We start from the raw sequence: 22418 nt of genomic DNA on the forward strand, positions 1-22418 counted from the left end.
TAGCGTCTCCATTACCTCATATCTAATGTCTAATATCTAATTAAACTGCTTCAGCTAATAATTTTTTACCTTTTTCGATTGCTTCTTCGATGCTACCTACTAAGTTGAAAGCTGCTTCAGGATATTCATCAACTTCACCTTGAAGGATCATATTGAATCCTTTGATTGTATCTTTGATATCTACTAATACACCTTTTAAACCTGTAAATTGCTCCGCAACGTGGAAAGGTTGAGATAAGAAACGTTGAACACGACGTGCGCGTTGTACTGTTAATTTATCTTCTTCAGACAGCTCATCCATACCTAAGATAGCGATGATATCTTGTAATTCTTTGTAACGTTGTAAGATTTCTTTAACACGTTGTGCTGTATCGTAGTGCTCATTACCTAAAATTGCAGGGCTTAAGATACGAGAAGTTGAATCTAATGGATCCACCGCAGGGTAAATACCTAACTCAGCAATCTTACGAGACAATACTGTTGTTGCATCTAAGTGAGCGAATGTTGTCGCTGGTGCAGGGTCAGTTAAATCATCGGCAGGTACATATACCGCTTGAACGGATGTAATTGATCCATTTTTAGTAGATGTGATACGCTCTTGCATTAAACCCATCTCTGTTGCCAAAGTTGGTTGGTAACCTACTGCAGAAGGCATACGGCCTAATAAAGCAGATACTTCAGAACCAGCTTGTGTAAAACGGAAGATATTATCAATAAAGAATAATACGTCTTTACCTTTACCATCTTCTTCACCATCACGGAAATATTCAGCGATTGTTAAACCTGATAAAGCAACACGTGCACGCGCACCTGGAGGCTCATTCATTTGACCGAATACGAAAGTACATTTTGATTCTTTCATTAATTCAGTATCGATAGCATCTAAAGGCCATTGACCTTTTTCCATCTCTTCCATGAAATGCTCACCGTATTTGATAATGCCTGATTCCAACATCTCACGTAATAAGTCATTACCCTCACGTGTACGCTCTCCAACACCAGCAAATACAGATAAACCACCGTGTCCTTTTGCAATATTGTTGATTAATTCTTGGATTAATACAGTTTTACCTACACCGGCACCACCAAACAATCCAATTTTACCACCTTTAGAATAAGGCTCTAATAAATCGATTACTTTAATACCTGTAAAAAGTACTTCAGTTTCAGTCGATAAATCTTCAAATTTAGGTGGAACATTATGGATCGAACGACCATTTGTTTTATCTAAATTTTTGATCCCGTCAATGGCATCACCCACAACGTTGAATACACGACCTTTAATTTCTTCACCAATAGGCATTTTGATTGGAGCACCTGTGTCGACAACTTTCATTCCACGAACCAAACCTTCGGTTGCATCCATAGAAATTGTACGAACACGTTCCTCACCTAAGTGTTGTTGAACCTCTAAAACGACACGCTGACCATTTTCTCTTTCGATAATCAAGGCATCGTAAATTCTAGGTAGATTTTCATTGTCGGCGAAGTTGACGTCAACCACTGGGCCGATAATCTGCGCTATTTTACCAATATTGGGCATATTATAGGGACTAAATATTTATTAATCAATTTTATAAAGGCAATAAAAACCGCCTCTTTTTGGTCAGCAAAAATAAGCTTATTGTCGCTGAAAAACAAATAGAAATTTCAATTAAATTCTTTTTTATTTAAATATGTCAATTTGTTATTCATTCTAATTGACTGGGTTCGCTGAAAAAATCATCTTTGGCTCCATAATACGTGCCTATGCTTCTTAATGGCATTTTTTCTGGATCTTTTATTTTTAGCTATACAGCCTGAGGAGATCAAGAAATCTTTATTTTTAACAATTCATGATAGCTGATATGATCATAATTATTGTTAATCAGGTGATTTTAATTTTCGAAAGTTGATGATTGGGAGAAAAAACCTCCTTGTATTTTTTATTTCTATAATCGTTTTGATCTATCATCCAATAAAATAGGGGTAATTCACATCATGTGGATTGCCCCTAATTATCTATCTTAGAATCTTATGATTTCTTATTTAACTCGTCTTGAAGTTGACGTTTTAAAGCTTGTTCTTTTTCAAGCGCTTTTTTACGGAATAATGCAAGCTCTTCTTGTGCTTGATCTGCTGTTTTTTGATATTCATCAGTATTCACCTTAGCCTTGCGGTAAGAAAATAAAAATGTAACGGTGCTGATTAAAAGTACAGCAATAATTATCCACACGATACTGCTATAAGCTGACTTTGTCGTATTAATACCTAAAAATGAAAAACTATCTACTTTTTCTTGCTCTTGCGCTAATTGATCTTTTAAAATTTGAACACTATCTTGTAAACCTTTTGTTGTTGATCCATAATTAGAACTAGCAGACTTTAAGGTGTTAATTTCTTTCTGAAGTTTACTTACAGTATCAACTACATTTTTTTTGATAATTTCAAGATTTGTTTTGCGCACCATCTTGAAATCATAATTATTTTTTGATATGTAGTTCAAATGGTCAAACTGATTTGCAAGACTACCTTTACTCAAACCTTCTGGGCCAAACTTATTAGCACTCGCTGTTGTTGGTTGAGCTACTGGAGCTTGAGCCGATGCGAATTGCTGTTGCGCACATAGAAGAGATACAGTGATAATTAATGATTTTAAAATATGCATATATAAATTGATGTTACAGATTTTTACAAAAGTAATGATTGCTTCTAATATATACTAAAAAGTTAAGATTTGAGGCTTTAAATTTTAAATTTATTATAAATTGCATATTCATGTGGTCTGTTTATAATAAATTAAAGAGATCTTTTAGTCTAATGCGATCGGAATTATCCTAAAAGGTTGTTTGTGAATTTAAATTTTATACCTAATTGAAAATTACTAATAGTTTTAAAAATTTCTTTTAATGTTGCTTTTTCTATTTTCGTTAGACTGTCAATTCGGATGTAATTATCGGGATTTGATTTTATTGTTATAATTTGATTTGCTTGATTTTTTAATCTAAGAGCCATTAAATAATAATAGGATTGACTAAGTTCTTCATATTGGGATTGTGTGAAAACTCCTATTTCTACTAACTTCTTAAGTCTAACTCCGGTATTTTCTTCATAGATTAGGTTTTTTAATGCATATACCCGTACGAGATCTACAATCGGATTCATTGCTTTTTTGATATTTAGAAATTCTGAAGTACCAATAGTCTGTGTTTTGATGGCATTGAAGAAGGTTAGCGGTGGTTCATATTGCAAAGCATTTTTCGCTATAAAAGAAAAAAAACGTTCGTTGGGTTTTTGTAATTCGTGGTTGAGAAAAGATTTAAGTTCATCAATGATTCCCTTGTCACCATACAGTCTTCTACAATCAAAGAAGGTGGAAAATTTAATAGCATTTTCTGGTATGGTATCTTCGATCCAACTTTTGTAATTATTTTTCCAGTGTGATAATGAATGTGTCCATGCGGGATTACTGGCCATATATCCTCCTGTACAGTAGACAAATCCAATTTTATTTAAGTCATCTGAAACTTGGTTGGCGAATTTGAGGAAGTAGTCTCTCACGTACTCACGTTGCTCATTGGCTTTATCTTCATAAATAATGGCGTTGTCCTGATCGGTTTTTAAGGTCTGCTCTTTTCTGCCCTCACTTCCTGTTACCATAAATACGAACTTAGCTGGGGGAGGTCCCATATTGTGAATCGTTTTCTCAATCACTTTTATGGCAATGGTATCAGCAATCATTGTAATAACCTGGTTTGCAACAGCGGCATTGACACCTCGGCCGAGTAATTGGTTGATGATTTTCGGTACATTATCCCACTTATCCTTAAGTTCGGTTAATGACTCCGCGAGCTTTACGGATTGTATAAAAACTAAAGGTGATTGTCCCTGTTCGCTTAATAAGCGGTTACGGCTCAAGAAGCCAACGTACTCTCCATCTTTTTCAACTAATAAATACTTCGTTTTTGTTCTAAACATCATCAATACCGCTTCGTATAGAATTGCCTGGTTAGAAATACTAACGATAGGATTATCCATAACGGTTCCAATAGCTTTATCAGCCTGGATTTGTTTTGCAATAACGTTATCTCGGAGTGTTATATCTGTTGCATACCCAACAATTTTATCTTTCTGCATAATAAAAATGCAACTCACTTTATTGGATGACATTATTTTTGCAGCTTCATAAATGGGCGTATTGTAATCTGTTGAGACGATATCTTTATAAATGATATTATCAATCTTACGGGAGTAGAGTTGATCTGCTGCGTAATAACTTTCTTCAAATGATGCAGGGGATTTTACAAAATGTGAAAATTCTTCTTCCAGCATTTTACGGCCAAAAGCATTTGTGAAGAAATGAAAGAACTCCTCATTGGCGTTGCAAAGTTCAAAAAAATCTTTACGAGGCAATCGATATATGATTGTCCCCTTTTTTACCATTACTGATTTTAATGCTTTTTTCCGATTTAAAAGCACTGAAATTCCGCCAAAACAATAAGGATTTTCGTGGATTTCGATTGATCGTTTATTCTCCATGTTATCGAGAAAGAATGTTTCGTACTGTCCCTTGTAAATGAGATCTACTCCATCTATATCTGTTATTCCTTGTCGGTAAATAAGTTCTTCCTTTGAAAATGTGCATTTTGTCATCAGATCCACTAAACTTTTTTGTACAGATTCTTGCAGTACATGGAAAGGGGCTGTAGTTTTTAATAGGGATAAAATAATTTCAGAATTATGCATAGGTTCAAAATTAGATTTGAAATAAATTAAAGAAACGGGCCTGTTGATTTTCAATATCTTCGGACGTCAGTTCATTTCTGTTAGCCATCTCAAAATAACATTTTGCAGTTATTTCGGCGTCCGTTACTGCATTATGTAAAGACTGAGGTATGGTCGAGAATAACATCTCATGGAGCAGTGAAAGATTCAGGTGAACTCTATGGGGATTTCTGACATACTTTTTACTATGCCATAGTGTGCAGAAATAAATTAAATGGTTAAATGGCATGTTGAGTTTAGTTCTGACAAATTCAGCAGCAAGGACTTGTAAATCGAATGATAAAAAGTGTCCAACAATTAAGGGATTGTATTTTTTTAAATCATAAGCTAATTTACGTAATACATCTTTTTTGTTGACACCATTTTCTCTTAAAAACTGTGGTGTTATACCATGAATTTTCTCAGATTCTCGGTTGATAAAAATAAAGGGTTCATAAATATATTTGTTTGTGCGTGTAATTTCATTAAAATCTGAATCATATATTATCCATGCAACTTGAAGTACACGGGGCCAATTTTGTGTATTGTTATATTTTTTATCCCATTTTTCGGGTAACCCTGAGGTTTCTGTATCAAGAAATAATATGTATTTTTTCAAAAAGTATTTTTCTATTTATTATTAAAAATAAGTAAATTATCGATGATATGGATAGTTAAAAGATGAAAAAGACAGTTTGATCAAATATGTTGTGCAGTTGTATTTTTTTGAAACTCAGTAGGAGTTATCCCAAATGATGCCTTGAAGCAAGTTGCAAAGTATCTTGGGTCAGAGAAACCTGTCGCGAATGCCACTTCACTAACTGTAATTGATTTATCTTTTTCCATCATTTGACATGCATGCTTAAGGCGAATATTCTTTATAAATTCACTTGGAGATAAATCTAGCAAAACTTTGGTTTTACGATACAAAGTTGATTTGGATAGTGCCAGAATCTCACCGAGCTTGATAATATCAAATTGATCATCACTTAAATTTTCTTCAACAACTTTGATCATCAGTTGTAAAAACTGTTCATCAACAGGCGTATAATCCAAAGTAGCGATATTAATTTGTGTGTTGTTGTTGAAGTTGATTTGCTTCGTCCGTTTATTGATGATAAAACTCTGTATTTTGGCTTCTAAAACTTGAATGTCAAAAGGTTTACTGATGTAACCTTCAGCTCCAGCTTGATAGCATTCTATACGATCTTCCATACTATTTTTGGCAGTTAGCAACAATATTGGAATATGATTGATTTCCATATTTTGTTTGACAGCTCTGCACAGAGAAAGCCCATCCATTTCAGGCATCATGATATCACTAACAATGATATCAATTTCATTTTTATTTAAAAGATCGAGTCCTTGCTTACCGTCAGAGGCAACGTGAACATGATATTTTTTTGATAAAATGCTAAACATGGTTTGTTGAAGATCTTCATTGTCTTCTACTAATAGAATATGTAGTTGTTTTGAATTTTCATTCGTATCTTCAATGATAGCTGTTGTGAATTTATCTGCTTCGTAAGTAATTTCGTCTTTTTTAGCAAAAGATTCGTTCCATATCTGAATACCATTTTTGACATAAAATTCCTGATCAACTGGTAATATGATTTGGAAGCAGGTTCCTTGATCAGGAACACTTTCAACAGTAATTTTACCAAAATGAATATCAACTAACTCCTTTGTTACTGAGAGACCAATCCCATTGCTTTCTTGATTTACAAATGACTTATTGTTATAAAATGGTTTAAATATTTTATCTAACTCATTTTTATCGATTCCAATGCCATTATCACGTACAAAAAGATAGAGCAGTTTTTGTTTTTTATCTTCTTTAATATAATATGACAGGGTGATTTTACCACCTCTAGGTGTATATTTAAAGGCATTCGAGAGTAAATTGAAAAGAATCTTATCCATTTTATCCGCGTCATAGTAGATATCTGTTGTACACTCTCCATGATTGATTTCAAATTCAATATTTTTTCGAATGGCTAATGGGTTAAAAAACACATGGCTCAATTGATTTATAAATGTGGGCAGATATTCTTGACTAACTTTCAATTCCATCAAATTATTTTCTATTCTGCGGAAATCCAAAATTTGTTGCAATAAGCGTTTTAGGCGATCTAGATTCAATCTCATTTTTTCAAACTGACTTAAATGATGCTTTGTGGTCATTTGAACATCATCTACTAAACAAGAAATAATGGTTAGTGGTGTTAACAAGTCGTGAGAAATACTTGTAAAATAGCTGAGTTTGGACTGTGCCAGTGCATGTGCATTTTCTTTTTCTATTTGGGCTATTTTTAGATCATTTCTTAATTTTAAACGGTGTAAAGTAAAATTTATGAAATAGTAAAATATACCAATCAGTAGACACGCATATAAGAAATAGGCTAAGTTACTCTCATAAAATGCAGCCTTTTTGTAAATATTAATTTCAGTAATCGTCGTATTCCATTTATTATTTAAATCAGTCGATTTTATTAAAAAACGATAAGATCCTTTTCCTAAATTATTATATGCTGCAAAAATTCGATCTCGGGATGCATTGATCCAATCCTGATCAATACCTTCTAACTTGTAGGCATATCGAAGTTTATTATCCTGGGTATAGCCAAGGGATGAAAAGGAAAATTCTATATTTTGGTCTTCGGGTTCTAATGTTAATATCTGTTGATTGAAATTAAATTTTTTCTGATTGGATTCAAGGACAATGGACTTATTATTAATCTTGATATCTGTTACTTGCACTTTAGCTTTATAATTTGGGATATTGCTATTATCATCCAATCTAACCATTCCGTTATATCCTCCAAAGTAGACCGAGTTTGATTTCTTATCAATCGTAAATGCTCTTTTGGAAAACATATTGACTTGCAGGCTGTCAGTCGATGTAAATTCCAAAATGTCTTTATTGAGTGCATTTATTTTAAATATATTTCTGGTGCTGGAAAGCCATACGGTATTATTTAGGCAAACGATATCCAAAAGTTGGTTCTTTCCAAATAAAGCCGAATTTGCCAATTCCTCCATTTTCTTTAAACCTGTTTGATAATAGAGTAAGCGATTATCTTTGGTTCCAATCCATAGATTATCATTTTTATCAACATCTAAGGATTCAATTTGATTCGTTTTGAGAACTGCTGTTGATTGACCAATATGTTGGAGTACCTGATCAGGATTATTTTTATTGATGTAATAAATGCCGCTTCCTTTGGTGGCAATCCAGATATTTGATTTTTTATCTTCAGCTATGCTAACCGCTTGATCTTTTATTTTTGTGATGAGCTTTATTTTTTTGCTTTTTGGATCACTATATAATACACCTTGGTTTGTCGCTATCCAAGTTCTCGATTGATTATCTTGAAAAAAGAAGATGGGGACCCCGGAGTGATTGGCTTCACGTTTTAGATCAATCTTATAGTCTAACTTGATATTGTTATGCTTTTTTTTGAAAACGTTTATAGTTGCTTCATAAGAAGAACCGACCCACAGTTCATGCTGTACATCAATGGCGCAGCTAGCAGCTCTAATGGAGATTAATTCGCGTAGATTGGCGTTACTATAGGTATTTAATAAACCATCTTTAGGATTTAAACTTCCAAAACCAAAACGCTCTAGATTAAACCAAAAGATACCCTTTTTATCTCGATATAACATATTTACATTGGGAGCAATGCTATATCGACTTTTAATTTCTTTAAAGGTGTAATTTTGAATGAGAGGTTTATCAAAACTAATCGTAGATATTCCTTTCCCACCGATAGACAACCATAATGTTCCTGATCTATCTTGATAAATATCATTGAAGATATTGGTTGTATGATCAAAATGGGGAGCCATATTTACTTCTTGAAGTGCACCATCTATATATTGAAAAGTAGAGATACCAGAAAATGAAAGTATCCAAATATAATTGCGATGCCGATCTTGAACGATGTTATAGAATAAATCTTCCTTTCCAATATTTCGACGCTTGTTTTTGATTTCTATTTCTTGATATAAATTCTTTCTATTGTCTGGATTAAATAAATAAATTCCATCCCCCCAGGTACATACCCAGAGTTGTTTATTATGATCTTCAAATAATTTAAAAGGATTGTTACGTGTTCCAAGTTTTGGGTACGCAACGAATTGATTTGTTTGTATATCTAATTTAAATAACCCTTGTTCCCAAATGGCTACCCAAATATTGCCATTTTTATCTTCAAATATGGTATTAACAGTCCCCGGTGGTATTTTATAAATGGAATTATGATCATCTTGATAGTTTTGGATAATGGATAAGTCTTTGTTATATACCACAATACCATTGTCTGATCCTACCCATAATCTGTTTTTTTTATCAATCAGTAATGTTGTAATACGTGTTGCAGATTGGAGGTTATTTTTGAAGGGTTTGATCACATAGCTTTCTTTTTCTAATGTATATAATCCTTTTTCTGTACCTAGAATGAGGTAATTATGATATTCTACTAGTGTTTTAATGTTCTGGTTGGTAGCCGTTTTACCATCATTGGTCTTCAATTTGAAATTTAAAATATTATAGGCGTCATATCTGCTTAATCCCTGTGTAGAAGCAAACCAGATATACCCATCCTTATCCTGACAAGTTTGATTGATTGTCAATGAGGGTAATTCATTATTTTTGGTAATGGGATTCAATCCCATTTGTTGACCATTAACTTGGATATAGAAAAGTAAATATATAATGAAGAAGAAGGTTTGATATGTATTTTTCATAATCAATTGGTTTAATCTAATCAGATCGACAATTTGTTCTTCACTTATATCTCTTTGCATCAACTTTGTCTAAAGAGCCAATGAATTAAATAACACAAGAAAAAAGGGAAACTTAATTTAATTCCTTAATCAATAATGGTTAGCTTTAAATAGCTCATTTTTTCCGTCTTACTTGAGCATCTAAATGTTTCAAAAAGTCAGATTCAAATTGGTATCTTCTTTAAAGATATAGAATGTTATTTAAAATAAATGTAATATAAACATTTATTTTAAAAATTGATTACTTTCTTGTTTGTGTCTCTTTTTTATCAAAAGCTCCGTAAAAATGCGTTTTTAGTCAAAAGAAACATGTAATCAATGGCTATAATCATAAAATGATCCCATTTTGTATGTTGAATAAACTAAAATTAAACATCGACCGTATAGATTTTATCTAGATTTGAATAACCAATCTTCAATCATATTTACATCTGCTAAACCCTGTTGATTGGATTTTTTAAACCTTAAAATTTTAAGATATGCACAAATACGTTCTTGTTTATTTTCTTCTGATTACTTATTCTGTCTTTGGACAAGACTTTAAAAAGAGTGATGTTTTGGCCCAATTGAATGTTGCTAATCAATATTGGCAGACCAATCATAAGCCTCAAGTTTGGGCATTTTGGGATCAAGCCGCTTATCACAGTGGTAATATGGAGTTTTATAAAGAGTTTAAAAATAAAAACTTCTTAAAATATACAGAAGATTGGGCAGATTTTAATGAATGGAAGGGTGCAAAATCAACTGATAAAGCGAATTGGAAATATAGCTATGGGGAGACCGATGACTATGTGTTATTTGGCGATTGGCAGATCTGTTTTCAAACGTATATTGATCTTTATCATATCGCCCCTAAAGCTTACAAGATAGCTCGAGCGCAAGAAGTGATGAATTACCAAATTCATTCCAAACATTATGATTACTGGTGGTGGGCTGATGGACTATATATGGTTATGCCTGTAATGACTAAGATGTACAATTTAACTAAAAACCCGCTCTATTTAGAAAAACTTCATGAATATTTGGATTATGCAGATGGTATCATGTATGATAAGGATGAAAAATTGTATTATAGGGATGCAAAATACGTTTATCCAAAACATAAGACTGCCCATGGAAAAAAAGACTTTTGGGCAAGAGGTGATGGTTGGGTATTCGCGGGATTAGCAAAAGTGCTACAAGATCTACCCAAAGACAATGCTCATTATAAACATTATGTAAAACGTTTTCAAGATATGGCCGATGCTATTGTAGCGTGTCAACAGAAGGAGGGTTTCTGGACGAGAAGTATGCTGGATCCAGAACATGCACCCGGTAAAGAATCCAGTGGAACGGCATTCTTTACTTATGGACTTCTTTGGGGCATTAATAATGGTATTCTGAACAAAAACGAATTTGAGGGTGCTGCAAAAAAAGGATGGCATTATTTAAGTACTGTTGCTTTACAGCGTGATGGAAAAGTAGGTTATATTCAGCCTATAGGAGAAAAGGCCATACCGGGTCAAGTGGTTGATGCCCATTCAACATCGCCATTCGGTGTCGGAGCATTTTTATTGGCAGGTGTTGAAATGTATAGATATTTAAGCGAGTAATGATGAAAAATGTATGGACATTATGGATATTCATATGCTTCGCCGCTGTGACATATGGGCAGAAGAGAAATCCTATTGCATGGAAAGAAACTTCAAGAGCCTTTTGGCTAAAGGAGATGGATCGTATGGCAAGACCGGTTATGCGTAGTCTGGCTCATGACAGTTTAAAGATCAATATGCCTCAAATTACTTCTGTTGCAGTTGACAATAAAGAACATCGCATTCAAGTACAATATGTAGAGGTATTAGGTCGAGTTTTAAGCGGAATATCGCCTTGGTTGGCTTTGAATGATGGTTCGGAAGAAGAGCAAGCATTGAGAAAACAATATCGCAATTGGACTATTCAAGCCTTAAAAAATGCCTTAGATAGTAATGCAAATGATTTTATGCGTTTTGATCTAGGTGGGCAGCAATTAGTGGATGCCTCATTTATTTCAGTTGCTTTTTTGCGTTGTCCTTGGTTATGGGATCATCTGGATCCTGTAACCCAAGGTCATTTGATTGAGGCTATCAAAACGACACGTCAATTCAGACCGGTGTTTTCCAATTGGTTACTTTTTTCTGCTATGAATGAAGCTTTTTTAGCCCAGTACAGTACAGGTTGGGATGTTATGCGAGTGGATTATGCTTTGCAACAACTGGAACAATGGTATGTTGGAGATGGGATGTATATGGATGGTCCTCATTACGCATATGATTATTATAATAGTTATGTCATTCATCCTTTTTTATCCGGAATTATGGATGTCATCGAGCAAAAGACTAAAAATTATGATAGCATGTTTGCAAAAATTAAATTACGAAACCAACGATATGCCACTATATTGGAAAGGTTGATTAATACAGATGGGACTTTTCCACCATCGGGCCGGTCAGTAATTTATCGTGGAGCAGCATTTCATCACCTGGCAGACATGGCATTGAAAAAGAGATTACCCAAAGAGTTAACGGAAGGACAAGTTCGCGCCGCTTTATCTGCCGTTATGAAGAAAACATTTGAAAGCCCATCAACTTACCATCAAAACTGGTTAACGATTGGTTTATATGGAGATCAGCCCGGATTAGGGGATTTTTATAACAATCAGGGGAGTCCATATTTATGCAGTACTATTTTTTTACCTCTTGGACTTTCTGAAACGGATAGTTTTTGGACTTCCAAAGAAGAAGAATGGAGTTCGAAGCGTATTTGGTCTGGACAGGATTGGAAAAAAGATCAAAGTAAGGTCATTCAATAATAGATAAGAGTCATGAGATTAATAACATTTTGTACAGTTGGAGTAATTTATTTTTATCTTATCCTTTCCTTAAATTTCTGTTTTTCGCAAAGCAAGCAGCTTCAGGTCATGGAAGTTGGAGACGGTTGGGCTAAGAATACGGTCAATACAGCTGTTTTTCGAAAAAATTCTCTCGTTAGTGATGCGAAGTTTCAATACATAGCCTACTACAACGAGAAGGGAAAAGTTGTATTAGGAAAAAGAAAGTTGAACGAGAAGAGCTGGCAGCTACAGGTTACCGAATATACGGGCAGAGCTAAGGATGCACATAATATTATCAGTATCATGATTGATGGAGAGGGATATTTACATGTTTGTTGGGATCATCATAATGGTCAGTTGCGATATGCTCGAACAAAGCAGCCGCATACACTGGACTTAGGACCTGAGCAGTCTATGATCGGGGAAGATGAACAGTATGTGACTTATCCTGAATTTTTTAAAATGCCTGATGGTTCATTATTATTTCTTTATCGTGATGGCGGTTCTGGATCAGGAAATCTTGTTATGAATAATTATGATCCCAAGAATAAAAAATGGACTAGACTGCATCGTAATTTAATCGATGGAGAAGGGAAACGAAATGCTTATTGGCAGGCATATGTCGACAACCAAGGAACGATACATTTGTCTTGGGTATGGCGAGAAAGTCCCGATGTAGCCAGTAATCATGATATAGCATATGCTTGTTCTAAGGATGGAGGGCTCACTTGGGAGTCTACTACTGGAGCTCAATATACATTACCTATACAGGAATCAACAGCGGAATATGCGGTGCGTATTCCTCAAAACAGTGAATTGATCAATCAAACATCGATGGCTGCAGATGATGATGGGAATCCATTTATTGCGACTTACTGGCGGGCTGCAGGTTCTACAATTCCTCAATATAAAATTATTTATTATAGGAAAGGTGCTTGGGAAGTCCGTTCTTTTGATTTTAGAAAAATGTCTTTCAGTTTGAGTGGACATGGGACAAAAGAAATACCTATAGCGAGACCACAATTAATGGTTAAAGGGAAAGGAGATAGGGTTGCTGTCATGCTCTTGTTCCGGGATAAGGAAAGATTAGGTCGAGCTTCTGTCTTGAACTTAAATAAGGTGACGGATAATGATTATCAACTATTTGATTTGAATAACGAATCATTAGGAGCATGGGAACCCAGTTATGATACTGAGATGTGGCGAAACAAGGGGCGATTATCACTATTTGTTCAAGCTACTGATCAAAAGGATGGAGAAGGACTTTTAGAATCTGGTCCAAGTAAGGTCAGGGTTATTGAATGGGCGCCTAGTCTCGAGGCAATACAAAATATAATCAAACATTAATTATGAAAAAATACATGTTTGGGTTTATGTCCTGCTTCATATTCATTGTATCCTATCCCATGGATATGTTCGGACAAGGGACAAGAGATGCTGTTTTTAACGTCAAAAATCCAGATCTGAATCTCAGTCCCTATACCGGTATGAACCGTCAACATTGGTTAGATGCAGCCGAATATCTTTTAAAGGGTGCCTTTAGTTACGTCAGTAATCTGGATAGCCCGATGGAGTTTCCTAAACAACCAGGACGTAGTTATCCTAGAGACGGCGTTCATACGGAAACAGAACGGTTGGAAGGACTTTGTAGGACTCTGTTTATTGCTTTGCCTTTGATGAAGGGAAATCCCGACTATGAAATTGGTGGTCTAAAGATTGCCGATTATTACCGGCATCAGATTACGCAATTAGTGAATCCAAATTCGACGAGTTTCATTCCACCTTTACCCAAAAAAGGAGGACCAAGTCAAAAGCTTGTTGAATTTGGTGGTTTGGCCGTATCGCTGATGGCCGCTCCCGAAATTTTATGGGATCCGCTATCACAGGAGAAAAAAGATACTTTAGCGCATACACTCTTAAGTTATGGTAACGGACCTACTATTGATATGAATTGGCGTTTTTTTAATGTCATGATTTTAAGCTTTTTTAAGAGTAAAGGTTACTCGATACGTGAAGATTATTTAAAGGAATTGTTGGAGAAATGTTTATCTGATTATAAGGGGAATGGTTGGTATAATGACCAGCCTTATTATGATTATTATAGTATGTGGGGGTATCAGATGTACGGAACTTTATGGGCTACCTATTATGGCGATCAGATGTATCCAGATTATGCGAAGAAGTTCAGGACTCATTTAAGAGAAATGGTCGGTCATTATCCTTATATGTTCAGTAAGGACGGGGAAATGATTATGTGGGGGAGAAGTATTGCCTATCGCATGGGAGCTGCTGTTCCCTTTCCTCTGATGGGTTTTCTAGAGGACAAAAGCATCAATTATGGATGGATGCGAAGAATTGCATCAGGAACACTGCTACAATTTCTCAAACAGCCTGATTTTTTATCTGAAGGTATTCCTACACTTGGTTTTTATGGTGCATTTGAACCTGCCGTGCAGGAATACAGCTGTAGGGGAAGTGCTTTTTGGTTGGGTAAAATATTTTTAGGATTGCTCATTCCTGATGATAATATATTTTGGACAGCAAATGAAAATTTAGGTGCTTGGGAGAGCGAGATACCAAAAGCGAAGGTGTTGAATAAGCTTGCTCCTGGTGCTGAAATTTTGATTACTGATTATGCTGGAATTGGCGCATCAGAGATCAGGGCTTGGTGTGATAGTAAAACTATCGGCTATTATCAGGGAACTGAGAATTATAATAAACTGGCTTATAATAGCGCATTTCCTTGGCAAGCGGATGGAAAGAATGGTGAAGTATCAATGAACTATATGTTTCAAATTGGTGGGAAGAAATGGGAATCACTTCGCCGTTATAAATTCAAAGGCTATCAGGATGATATTTATTACAGGGACGCTGTATTAGCTTCGGATTCTACCATCAGCTTGCAACTTGCAGATATTATACTTCCTAACGGAATCTTGCGTATAGATCAGGTGTATAGCCAAAAATCTATTGCGCTACGGTTGGGACACTACGCATTGCCACAATATGAAGATAGAGCAATTGTTGAGCATCAAATTAAATATAAAAAATGGACAGCAAGTATTATTGACAATGGGCAGTATCAGTTAGCTGTTATTCCTGTTGAGGGCTGGGAAGAGGTGGAGATAGTAAGTGCAGCAGGTTTAAACCCAGTTTCTGAAACGAGTAAAGTCCTGAATTTAAAAGCAAACACAAGTGCAAATCAAAAGCAATTGTTTGCGACACTTATGTTATGGAAAAAATCGGGCGAAAAATGGACTAATGATGAATTATTCCCAATAAAAAAATTGAACCAAAAGCTGAATCAAGTAGGAATTAGTAGGAAAAATGGTCGTTATCAAGTCTTGAATTTGATATCCACGGATCAACAATAATAACCTTTGATCAATATTTTGCAAGTGAAAAGTGTAATGGCGAATATGATCTATATCAAAGGTCGTTATGGTTAAGAATCTATTTTAAGTATTTAGAGAAAAGAGATAATGCTACTGCGCAAGAGCTAGTATATATCGCAACAAAATTTTTAAAACCATTTTATTTAAAATGTCCCCAAGGCATCTCTTAAATAAAATGGTTTTTGCTTTTTATTGAGTTTTAGTGAATTATTATGACTCCTGAATAGATTTTCAACCTTATTGAATCGATTTCAAACCGTTTATAAGCGAATCCGCTATAATTTTGACCTAGAGGGAATTGGAAAATAGCGCAACAAGAGTGCTTCTCTTCCTAACCAATGGAATTTTAGCGAACGATCTTCTTGAGTTTGCTAAGTACCAATTATAAACAAAAATATAAACTATACGATGATGGGATCAAGTTGAAATCAACCTTTAGGGGGATTATAGGATAAAGGTATGGTCCTATAATAAATGGAATAAAATAGTAATTCTAATCTAAAAACCAATTGTAAATTATGTTAACCCACTATTGCAATAAATACGCAAAAAGCACATTGCTATTAAACAGTTTATTTTTAATAGCAATGACTACTTATGGTCAAGCAACTTCCATAAAGGGAACTATTCGAGACGCTTCTACAGGAAAAACCATAAGCAACATTACCGTTAAAGTAAAAGGAAGTTCGGTCAGTACACAAACAAATACCGTCGGTAGCTTTACCATTCAAGCTAATCACGGAAATACTTTGATCATTTCCTCGGTCGGATATCAGGAAAAGGAGGTTATTGTACCTCAGGGGGGAATTGTTGATGTTACGCTTGTTCCATCTGAAAATGTACTTGACGAATTAGTTGTGGTCGGATATGGAATACAAAAGAGATCGGATGTTACGGGGTCTGTGGCATCAGTACCAAAGGATCGATTGTCAAAAATTCCGGTTACGAATGTGATGCAAGCTATCCAAGGTGCCGTATCCAATGTTTCGGTTTCGCAAGCATCCTCTATACCTGGAGATGCTCCAAATGTTCAAGTTCGAGGTAAGAACTCGATCAATGCATCTTCAGAACCGTATATTGTCGTTGATGGAATTCCGCTATCGCGTACAGATGGTTCTATTAATGATATCAATCCCAATGATATTGAGTCGGTCGAGATCTTAAAAGATCCATCAGCTGTTGCGATTTATGGTGTGAATGGTTCTAATGGTGTTATTTTGATCACCACAAAGCGCGGTACATCCGGAACCCCGCGTATTCGTTACAGTGGTTATGGCGGTGTAGAAAATGTTGCACATATTCTTAAGCCCGTTTCGGGAGAAGAGCTTTTAAAGCGTTATGCTGAATATTCCCGCATTAATAATAGTCCGCTATATAATGGTGGTCCGGTTCGCAATCGGAATGAGCTTGATAATTACACCAATGGTGTGACCATCGATTGGTTGGATGCGGTGATGCAGACAGGTGTGATCCAGAATCACAATGTCAGTTTATCAGGTGGAAGTGAGAATGCCAAATACTATGTCTCTGGAGATTATCTGGATCAAAAAGGCGTTTTATTAGGATACAACTATAAAAGATATTCATTTAGAACGAATACAGATTTTAAACCAACTAAATATTTATCGGTAGGTACATCATCTTATATCATAGCGCATAATAGAGATGGTGGACGCGCGAGTCTTCTACAGGCTGCTGCAATGAGCCCTTATGCCAAAATGTATAACGATGACGGCACTTTAACACAGCATCCCATGTATTCGGAACAGCTTTGGACCAATCCACTTTTGCCAACGACATTAAATCCAGAGCGTCGTCAATTTAATATCTCCCTCAACGGTTATGCAGATCTTAATTTTGGGGAGCTTTACAAACCGCTGGAAGGTTTAAAATATAAACTCAATGCAGGATATATTTATGTCCCTGGTCGTACCAACGAATATGAAGGGGAGAGTGTTTATAATTTTGCCGGGATGGGTCGTATCACCAACAGTGAATCTCAGTCATATACAGTAGAGAATATATTAACCTATAACAAGGATTTTGGTAAGCATCATCTTGATTTCACAGGATTATATGCCTCAAAAAGTAAATATTGGCAACAGGCTATTGCTACAGGAGAGGTATTCCCTAATGATGCCTTGGAATGGGGTAATCTAGGTGCTGCCGCCACACAGAAAGTGTCTTCTCAAGCCGACTTGTACCGCTCTATTTCCCAAATGGGTAGATTAAATTACTCTTACGATAGCCGTTATTTATTTACAGTAACTGCACGTCGAGATGGGGCCTCTATCTTTGGTAGAAATAATAAATACGGAATGTTTCCATCTGCCGCTGTCGCATGGAATATACATAATGAATGGTTCATGAATAGCACTAAAGATGTGGTGGACAATTTAAAATGGAGAATATCTTACGGTATTTCTGGAAATGAGGCTATTGGCATCTATGAAACGCTTTCGTTAATGGATGCCAGTACTATTGCGATGAAAGGCTTATCCAATACGGCATTGAATATTCGTAAAAGAATGGGAAATGATGATTTGGAATGGGAAAAAACAAAGGGATTCAATACAGGGATTGACTTCGGATTATTTAAAAGCAGAATAAGTGGAAGCATCGATGTGTATAAAACCAATTCTTATGATATACTTTTAAAACAGCGCCTTCCAAGACTTACGGGTTTTGAAGATGTGTATTTTAATATTGGAAAGGTTGCTAATACAGGTATAGACCTGACGCTGAATACCAAAAATATTGTGAAGAATGATTTTACTTGGTCCAGTACGGTTGTATTCTCCCGCAATAAAAATAAGATTGTAGAAGTTTATGGTGATGGAAAAGAAGATCTGGGCAATAGGTGGTTGATCGGACATCCGCTGGGTATCATCTATGATTTTACCAAAGTGGGGATCTGGCAGGAAGAGGAAATAAAAGCGGGAGCTAATAAAGGATGGGATGAACAAGCAGAAGCAGGAAGTGTAAAATTAGCGGATCTAAATGGTGATGGTCTAATTAATGAGGACGACCGATCTGTATTGGGACAAACTGCCCCGAAATGGACCGCTGGACTTACCAATACATTTAGCTATAAAGCATTTTCATTAAATATTTTCATCAATACGGTGCAAGGAGCACTACGCAATAATCCGCAGATCGGTTCGGCTGCAGATGAAATGGGACGTAAAAGTACGCCAGCAGAATTGGGCTATTGGACTCCTGAAAATAAAAGTAACGAATGGCGTTCATTGAGTAATCGTTCCAATGTATATGGTTATGGGTTTCCATCAAATGCAAGTTTTACACGGTTGAAAGATGTGACCTTAAGTTACAATATGCCACAAAATACCTTGAATAAATTGGGTATCAATGGGGCTACGGTTTATGTCAGTGGCCGAAACCTATATACATGGACCAATTGGATTGGCTGGGATCCCGAAGCTCGAGATATCACTCGTGGATCTGATAATGCTCATCTAAATTATCCAATGGTTCGCACCTATGTACTTGGAGTTAATTTAACCTTTTAATGAAATCATGAAACCATCATGAGTAAATGTGCACAAAGAAAGATATACTGCTCATGATAGCTTCATCATCGATAAAAAATAATATATACTGATGAAAAAAACAATGAATATTCAAAATAAGTTATTACCTGTCTTTGCGATCTTTTTGTTAGGTTCTGCATCTTGTAGTAAGAATTTTCTGGAAGAGAAACCCTATTCTAATTACGAAGCTGGAAATAGTGATCCATCAACAATAGAAAATAGAGTTTTAGGTTTGCATGCGACTTTTGGTCAATTGTGGGGTTATAGTGGGCGTCAAGGATTTTTGTCGTGTTGGCAGATCGGTACTGATATCGCAAATGCTGGTTCTACGGAAGGTGTGGAAAATCCTTTTTTTCAATATGCTGATCTCAATCCAGAAAATGGTGGAGTAAGCTACTTATGGCAACGCTGTTACGAGTTTATTAACAATGCAAATAGCATTATTGAAGCTGTAGGGGATACTAATCCAAAGGCAGCAGCAGAAGCAAGATTCTTTAGAGCTTATGCTTATCATATGTTGGTCACGCTATGGGGCGATGTGCCTTTGTTGACTACTTCTATTAAAGTTCCAACGTTCAATTATGTACGAAATTCTACTGTAGAAGTGGACAAAGTGATTGTTGAAGATCTGGAATATGCGGCTAAGGAATTGGCTAATGTTGGACAAGCTGCTGCTCCAAGCCGGATCAATAAAGATATGGCAAGACAATTGGCTGCTGAAGTTTATCTTCGAATGGGCATGAGAGATCCTGCTTATTTTGCTAAAGCAGAAGCCATGGCAACAGCCATCATTGAAAGCGGCAGTTATAAATTAATTGACAGTCGTTACGGTAAATACTTAAATGAGGGTGGCGATGCTTTTCGAGATATGTTTAGACAGGGCAATATGCGCCGCGCTCAAGGAAATACCGAAGCCATATGGACTTTTGAAGTTGAATTTAATCGCGAAGTGAATGGTGGAACCATCGATAATCCGCAGCATCGTCGTGTATGGCAACCTTCCTATCACAAGTGGGATGGAATGGTAAACGCTGATTCTCTTGGAGGAAGGGGTAATGGACGTTTGAGATTAAGCAATTTTATGAAGTATACGGTCTGGAAAGGACTTCAAGGTGATATTCGGAATAGCAATTATAATATCCGTCGTACCACAAATTATAACCGACCTAATATGACCGTCAACAATGCTGTGGTAACACCATGGAGTACAGAAATCGGTGTGGATGCCGATGGTTATCGTGTTGCTAAAGGTGCAGGGGTTAGAAATGTGACGATAAAAACTGGTGATAAAGTGATTCCTTTTCGTACAGACAGTTTGGAAGTATGGTATCCTTTCCCAACAAAGTGGGGTGGTTATGATCCGATAGATGATTTTGGCTATGCATTGGTCAAAGATTGGCCAGTCATGCGGTTTGGAGAAACGTATCTATTAAGGGCAGAGGCACGTCTTAGACAAAATAATCTAGGCGGAGCAGCTGAGGATATCAATAAGTTGAGAGATCGTTCTTTTAAAGATACGCGTATTCAATCTGGAAACACCGCTTTAGGAAAGGTTCTCGCATCAAATATGACGATCGATTTTATTCTTGATGAACGTGCCCGTGAGTTGATTTCAGAAGAAAATCGTAGAATGACTTTGGTGAGAACAAATAAACTCAAAGAACGTATTGCTTTAAATGGTGATCAAGGACCGGCAAATAAAATAACCAGTGGTTTCCAAGATTATAATATTTTACTTCCAATCCCCTTGAGTGAAATTCAATTAAATAACAAAGAAGGGGAAGGACTTAAACAAAATTTAGGATATAAATAATCTAGTTTTATTACTTTAATAATAATAATATGCAAAAGGTCAATTTTCCACACATTGAAAATTGACCTTTTGCTTCTAAATCATGAAATATCTGTTGGCTATAATCTCTGTATTTATGCATAACAGTCCATAACAGTTTACCTATTTTAATCTTGTAATTTAGTTTATGTACAATACCTAAAAAGATAAATATGAATGCTGTTTTCGGAGTTTTATTTCATTTCATTGGCGGTTTTGCGTCAGGAAGTTTTTATGTGCCTTATAAGAAAGTTGAAGGATGGTCATGGGAATCCATGTGGATCCTAGGTGGTCTATTTTCTTGGATTATTGTACCACCATTTGCAGCATGGGTAACTATTCCTAATTTTTGGGAGATTATCAGCAATGCCCAGGCAGCTACTTTATACTATACTTTTTTATTTGGATTGTTATGGGGTATAGGTGGACTTACCTATGGTCTAGGGATACGTTATCTTGGTGTTTCCTTAGGTAGCAGTATTATTTTGGGCTTAAGTATGGTCTTTGGTTCGCTGATGCCAAGTCTTTATTATTTTTTTTACCCCACAGTGGGTAAACATGGAGTCAACTATTTTTTTATGACTCAATCAGGAACTTGCATATTGATAGGTTTATTAATATGTCTAATGGGTGTTGTACTGTGCGGTCGGGCAGGTGTTTCAAAGGAGAAAAGTCTTTCGACTCTTTCTAAGGCCGCAAGGTCTGATTACAATTTTACTCTGGGTATTATCGTTGCGATCATTTCTGGTGTACTTAGTGCTTGTTTCAATTTTGGTATTGAAGCAGGTAAGCCGCTTGCTAATGTTGCAAATTCCATATGGAAAAATAGTAATTCGAACAGTGGAGAATTTCTTTATCAAAATAATGTGACTTATATCATTATCCTTTGGGGAGGTTTTACTACAAATTTTATATGGTGCGTCTATCTCCTAATTAAAAATAGAACTTTTTCAGACTATACTAAATCCAATGTACCAAAAGGAAAGAATTTACTTTTTTGTGCTTTGGCAGGTACAATGTGGTATTTACAGTTCTTTTTTTATGGTATGGGTGAGAGTCGATTGGGTAATGGTGCCAGTTCTTGGATTCTTCACATGGCGTTCATTATTTTAATTTCAAATGCTTGGGGAATTATATTAAATGAGTGGAAGGGCGTGAATAGAATGGCATATCGATCTATAATTGCAGGAATAGCGACAATCATAATTTCTATTTGTGTCGTAGGGTTTGCAAGAACTTTAGAAAATTAATTTAATATA

General features: G+C 35.7%; 12 protein-coding genes. 7 read left to right on the top strand and 5 right to left on the bottom strand.

Annotation, left to right across the window (positions count from 1 at the left end):
* Positions 1-40: 40 nt before the first annotated feature.
* The 5 genes from atpD to M2265_RS19300 form a co-directional block, all read right to left on the bottom strand.
* Positions 41-1543, bottom strand: coding sequence for a F0F1 ATP synthase subunit beta (atpD, locus tag M2265_RS19280; RefSeq protein ID WP_132769198.1), 1503 nt, complete (start codon positions 1541-1543; stop codon positions 41-43).
* A 471-nt stretch (positions 1544-2014) separates the two neighbouring features.
* Positions 2015-2647: a hypothetical protein gene (locus M2265_RS19285; protein WP_021191834.1), complete on the bottom strand. Its 633-nt coding sequence runs from the start codon at positions 2645-2647 to the stop codon at positions 2015-2017.
* A 164-nt stretch (positions 2648-2811) separates the two neighbouring features.
* The gene (locus M2265_RS19290) at positions 2812-4725 is read right to left on the bottom strand and encodes a DUF294 nucleotidyltransferase-like domain-containing protein (protein WP_132769196.1); all 1914 of its coding nucleotides are present in this window, start codon (positions 4723-4725) and stop codon (positions 2812-2814) included.
* Positions 4726-4735: 10 nt separating this feature from the next.
* Positions 4736-5362, bottom strand: a complete 627-nt coding sequence (locus M2265_RS19295; RefSeq protein ID WP_021191833.1) for a 3'-5' exonuclease — start codon at positions 5360-5362, stop codon at positions 4736-4738.
* Between the two features lie 80 nt (positions 5363-5442).
* Positions 5443-9495, bottom strand: a complete 4053-nt coding sequence (locus tag M2265_RS19300) for a two-component regulator propeller domain-containing protein (RefSeq protein WP_165905860.1) — start codon at positions 9493-9495, stop codon at positions 5443-5445.
* A 518-nt stretch (positions 9496-10013) separates the two neighbouring features.
* Between M2265_RS19300 and M2265_RS19305 the strand changes: the two genes are divergently transcribed.
* The 7 genes from M2265_RS19305 to rhaT all read left to right on the top strand — a co-directional run bounded on the left by M2265_RS19305 (position 10014) and on the right by rhaT (position 22409).
* Positions 10014-11126 (top strand): glycoside hydrolase family 88 protein, encoded by a 1113-nt coding sequence (locus M2265_RS19305; protein ID WP_132769192.1) that lies wholly within the window; start codon positions 10014-10016, stop codon positions 11124-11126.
* On the top strand, positions 11126-12361 hold the full coding sequence (locus M2265_RS19310; RefSeq protein WP_207902393.1) for a DUF2264 domain-containing protein: 1236 nt from the start codon (positions 11126-11128) through the stop codon (positions 12359-12361). The genes M2265_RS19305 and M2265_RS19310 overlap by 1 nt, the downstream gene beginning before the upstream one ends.
* A 12-nt stretch (positions 12362-12373) precedes the next feature.
* Positions 12374-13729, top strand: coding sequence for a BNR repeat-containing protein (locus M2265_RS19315; protein WP_132769190.1), 1356 nt, complete (start codon positions 12374-12376; stop codon positions 13727-13729).
* Between the two features lie 2 nt (positions 13730-13731).
* Positions 13732-15756: a DUF2264 domain-containing protein gene (locus M2265_RS19320; protein WP_132769188.1), complete on the top strand. Its 2025-nt coding sequence runs from the start codon at positions 13732-13734 to the stop codon at positions 15754-15756.
* 539 nt (positions 15757-16295) lie between these two features.
* On the top strand, positions 16296-19307 hold the full coding sequence (locus M2265_RS19325; protein ID WP_207902392.1) for a SusC/RagA family TonB-linked outer membrane protein: 3012 nt from the start codon (positions 16296-16298) through the stop codon (positions 19305-19307).
* Positions 19308-19398: 91 nt separating this feature from the next.
* The gene (locus M2265_RS19330) at positions 19399-21141 is read left to right on the top strand and encodes a RagB/SusD family nutrient uptake outer membrane protein (protein WP_207902390.1); all 1743 of its coding nucleotides are present in this window, start codon (positions 19399-19401) and stop codon (positions 21139-21141) included.
* A 191-nt stretch (positions 21142-21332) separates the two neighbouring features.
* Positions 21333-22409, top strand: a complete 1077-nt coding sequence (gene rhaT / locus M2265_RS19335; RefSeq protein WP_132769186.1) for an L-rhamnose/proton symporter RhaT — start codon at positions 21333-21335, stop codon at positions 22407-22409.
* Positions 22410-22418 lie beyond the last annotated feature (9 nt).

The organism is Sphingobacterium kitahiroshimense (assembly GCF_025961315.1).
Taxonomy (GTDB): domain Bacteria; phylum Bacteroidota; class Bacteroidia; order Sphingobacteriales; family Sphingobacteriaceae; genus Sphingobacterium; species Sphingobacterium anhuiense.